Consider the following 2,836-nt stretch of genomic DNA (forward strand, 5'->3'; position numbering starts at 1 on the left):
CCCCCGGTCGGCTCAGGCGCCCCCGGCCGGCTCAGGCGCCCCCGGTCGGCCCGGTCAGTTCGCGCGCCCCCGTCGTCTCGGGCCCGTCCACACCCGCAGCGTCGCTGCGCCGCGGAATGCCTCGTTCTGCTTCCAAAACGGAAGCAAAACCAGAGCGTCCGCAACGCGGGTACGCACCAGCCCGCGCAGGACCGAGCGGGCGGACGGCTGGTAGGCAGGGGCGGGCGACCGGGCGGGCGACCGGACGACCGGACGGGCGGGCCCGCTCAGCCGTAGCCGAGCTCGTCCAGCCGGTCGTCCTCGATGCCGAAGTAGTGGGCGATCTCGTGGACGACCGTGACGTTCACCTCGTCCACAACGTCCTCGAGCGAATCGCAGATGGCGAGGGTCGGGTTGCGAAAGATGCGGATGCGGTCGGGCAACACACCCATGTAGGACGAGTCCCGCTCGGTGATGGGGACCCCCTCGTACAGACCGAGCAGGGTCGGCTGGTCGGGCGGGGCATCGTCCTCGACGAGGATCACGCAGTTCTCGAGCAGGCCGAACAGCTCGTCGGGGATCTCGTCGATCGCCTGCTGCACGAGCGCGTCGAACTGATCGTCGGGGACGTCGATGGCCATACCGAAACCGTAGTCGCCGACCGCGGCGGTCAGCCGGACAGCTTCGCGTGGCGCGCGTGCGCCTTCTCCAGCAGGTACAGGACGCCGTCTTCGTCGAGCTCGTCGCGATAGCGCGGGGCCAGGGTGTCGAGCTTGGACTCCTCCTCGACCATGCGTGCGTAGATCTCGGCGCGCTCTTCATCGCCCACGTCGTACGCGACCGCCAGGTACTCCTTGGCGTGACGCCGGACGCCGTGCACCAACGTCTTGGCGCGGCCCGCCGGGCTGAGGAGCGAGGCGACCACCGTGAGAGCCAGGACGCCGATGATCACCGTCAGGCTGAGCCCGGTCGTGATCTCCACCACGTTGACGTGCTCGCCGTCGTTGATGAACGGGACGTTGTTCTCGTGCAACGCGTGCAGGATCAGCTTGACGCCGATGAATCCCAGGATCGTGGCGAGCCCGTACTTGAGGTAGATGAGGCGGTCGAGCAGCCCGTCGATCAGGAAGTACAGCTGCCGCAGGCCCAGCAGGCTGAACGCGGTCGCCGTGAACACCAGGAACACGTTCGTCGTCAACCCGTAGATCGCGGGGACGGAGTCGAGCGCGAACAGGATGTCCGTTCCGCCGATCGCGACCATCACGAGCAGCATCGGGGTGAGGACGCGGCGTCCGTTCTCGTAGGTGAACAGCTTGTCGCCGTCGTAGTGGTTCGAGGTGCGGAGGAAGCGCTTCGCGATCCGGATCATCACGTTGTCGGCGCTGCTGCCCTCGTCCTCGGGGACCAAGAGCTTGCCCGCCGTCACCAGCAGGATGATGCCGAAGATGTAGAAGATCCACGCGAAGCTGTTGATCAGGGCGGCGCCGAGCGCGATGAACACGCTGCGCGCGATCAGCGCGAACGCGATGCCGAACAAGAGGACCTTCTGCTGGTCCTTCCGGGGCACCGCGAAGCTGCTCATGATGATGAGGAATACGAACAGGTTGTCGACGCTGAGCGCCTTCTCCGTCACGTACCCGGCGAAGTACTCGGTGCCCATTTGTGCGCCTCCGAAAACCCACACGCCGACACCGAACAGCAACGCGATCCCGACGTAGATCGCCGACCAGATCGCCGATTCCCGCAGGGTCGGCTCGTGGGCCTGGCGGACGTGGAAGAAGAAGTCGAAGGCCAACAGGCCGATGATGCCAACGATCGTGGCGATCCAAACGAACGTGGGGACGACCACCAGCGCTCCTTTCGAGATAGGTCAAGCGGACGCCGACGGCCCTCCCTCGCCACCTCACGGCGGCCGGGAAGGCGGTCCAGCGACCGCTGGCTTCAGGTCGAAGGCGCAGCGGAATAACGCAATGCTAACGTCACGAAATCGAGATACGCAACCTGGCAAGCCCACCAACTAGCTCGCGAACGCCCAGCCTGGATCCCACGGTTCGCAGGCACACGGGCAGTCGTCCACGCACCACTTCGACTCGTCGCACTCCAGGGGGCACTCACAGATCGGCTCCGGTTCGTTCACCCGCGCGGCCCTCACGCGCTCGCGGGCTGCCCGCACTCGGGCGCGAACCTCCTCCACGGCGCGGGCCAGCGCCTCCCGGACCTCCTCCCCCGTGGGATGCCGTTCCGCCAACGGTCGACGCCCGCGCCGGGCATCCCGCAACTCGCGCCGCGGGGCACCGGCAGGCGGCTCATCACTCGTCGTGAATCCGGCATGGTGGTGGACTGCGACGTCCAGATGCGCAGGAAACCGCCGACCGGCCCGATCGGTCGCCGAATCCACGTCCCCGAAGCCCTCCACCGTGCTCTCACGGGCCGGCGCCGCCTCGTCCTCCAGCACCATGATCCGGAGCCCGGCCAGGCGCAGCAGCCTCTCGAACAGCGCGAGCGGCGGCGTCCTCGAACCTCTCTCCCACCGGCCGACCGCACCCGGCGACACCCCCAGGACGCCCGCCAGGTCGCGCTGGCTGGCGTCCAACCGCCGCCGCACACGCCGGATCAGCCCCGGCACGTCCAACAGCGGGACACCCCCTGGCTCCGCTGACAGGAGCGCGTCGCCGAGCGTCGCGTCATCCCACAACGGGCCGTCCTCCGGCCGCTCCCACACCGGCAGCGGACCACCCTCATCCGGCTCCGGCTGCATCCGGCCCTCGGCGAGCGCCTCCCGGTACAACGTCGTCAGCATCCCCATGCACGCACCCTCTCATCCGCCTCCGACAGTTTCTGCAGGGCCCGCCTCCGG

Annotated in this window: 3 protein-coding genes; all 3 read right to left on the reverse strand. The window is 68.2% G+C overall.

Going from position 1 to position 2,836, the window contains the following annotated elements; all coding sequences use genetic code 11:
* Nucleotides 1-266: 266 nt before the first annotated feature.
* The 3 genes from WMJ97_RS14870 to WMJ97_RS14880 all read right to left on the reverse strand — a co-directional run bounded on the left by WMJ97_RS14870 (nucleotide 267) and on the right by WMJ97_RS14880 (nucleotide 2,785).
* A complete protein-coding gene (locus WMJ97_RS14870; protein WP_347349784.1) occupies nucleotides 267-620 on the reverse strand; it encodes a metallopeptidase family protein in 354 nt (117 codons plus the stop codon).
* A 29-nt stretch (nucleotides 621-649) separates the two neighbouring features.
* Nucleotides 650-1,828, reverse strand: coding sequence for a TerC family protein (locus WMJ97_RS14875; RefSeq protein ID WP_347349785.1), 1,179 nt, complete (start codon nucleotides 1,826-1,828; stop codon nucleotides 650-652).
* A gap of 168 nt (nucleotides 1,829-1,996) precedes the next feature.
* Nucleotides 1,997-2,785 (reverse strand): helix-turn-helix transcriptional regulator, encoded by a 789-nt coding sequence (locus WMJ97_RS14880; protein WP_347349786.1) that lies wholly within the window; start codon nucleotides 2,783-2,785, stop codon nucleotides 1,997-1,999.
* Nucleotides 2,786-2,836: the final 51 nt, after the last annotated feature.

Origin of the sequence: Nigerium sp. (genome assembly GCF_039811905.1) — a bacterium.
Lineage (GTDB): Bacteria > Actinomycetota > Actinomycetes > Propionibacteriales > Propionibacteriaceae > Propioniciclava.

Excerpts from the sequence above, each read along its gene's own strand:
- WMJ97_RS14870 (WP_347349784.1), bottom strand. The coding sequence starts at position 620 with ATGGCCATCGACGTCCCCGACGATCAGTTCGACGCGCTCGTGCAGCAG.
- WMJ97_RS14880 (WP_347349786.1), bottom strand. The coding sequence starts at position 2,785 with ATGGGGATGCTGACGACGTTGTACCGGGAGGCGCTCGCCGAGGGCCGG.